Annotated in this window: 1 protein-coding gene; it reads right to left on the bottom strand. The window is 57.2% G+C overall.

Features of this window, described 5'->3' with window-relative positions:
• Positions 1–29 precede the first annotated feature (29 nt).
• On the bottom strand, positions 30–854 hold the full coding sequence (locus DJ69_RS08795) for an IS5 family transposase (protein WP_099255271.1): 825 nt from the start codon (positions 852–854) through the stop codon (positions 30–32).
• Positions 855–880 lie beyond the last annotated feature (26 nt).

Here is an 880-nt window from a genome sequence, read left to right as displayed (position 1 = left end):
TGCTGTGTTGAATAGATGCTGAGACACGGTTACAGCGGTTCACACAGTGGTTCTATGTTGGTGATGGCGAACATCAAGACGATTTCACGGAACTGCCGATACCAGCCCAGCGCTCGCACGGCATCGCCGAGCGAGCGCTTCGTTGTCGAATACGATGTTTCCGCCATCCAGCGCTGAGAGTAGCCGTTTGCTTGGTTGAGCGCGTTGTTCGCGGCTGCGTTGGCTGACGAGCCGCGGTAATGAACAAGGTACTCAACGCCATGTGCGGCGATTTCGTACTCGGTATGCCAGTCTTGGAAGCCGTTGTCAGCGGCGACGGACTGCAGGTCGTCCGCGTTTCGGCGGACGACCTGCGGTCCGGTCTTCGTGTCATGCTTCCACCGAGCTGCGATATGAATATCAAGAACAGCAAGCGATTCCATATCAGTTAATGTCGTCACTTTCAGCGTCTGTATCGTCCGTCCTGCCCGCTGGCGAAAGTACGACGACGCACGTCGCCGATCGAAGAACGTGCTGTCGAGAGCAGCGTGGCCAGACTGCGGGTGCTGCTGCGCGGAAACGCGTAGCAGCGCCCGCCACACCCACATTTTCAGCCGATCAAACGATTTGTAGATCGTGCTGTAGTCCGGGAGATCATCTCGATCTAAGCCGAGGACGTTACGAACCTCAGCCATGTACTTCAGCCGATTCGGCGTTTCACGGTAGCTGTGGCCGTCTTCGAGCCGAAAACAGTGTAGCACAACGTGTTTCCAGCGGGCAAACCCGCCGCTGGCGGGTTCGCCCGCGTGCTTTCCCAACGCTTGTTTGACTAGGCGACGACACTGCTCAACGAAGTCGAGGAGATCGACTTCCATGGACAGAATCGATTTCCTCGGCTTCG

Source organism: Halorubrum persicum (genome assembly GCF_002727125.1).
Taxonomy (GTDB): domain Archaea; phylum Halobacteriota; class Halobacteria; order Halobacteriales; family Haloferacaceae; genus Halorubrum; species Halorubrum persicum.
Note: the sequence above shows the minus strand (reverse complement) of the source record. Positions and strands in the feature narration are given on the sequence as shown.

Excerpts from the sequence above, each read along its gene's own strand:
- DJ69_RS08795 (WP_099255271.1), bottom strand. The coding sequence starts at position 854 with ATGGAAGTCGATCTCCTCGACTTCGTTGAGCAGTGTCGTCGCCTAGTC.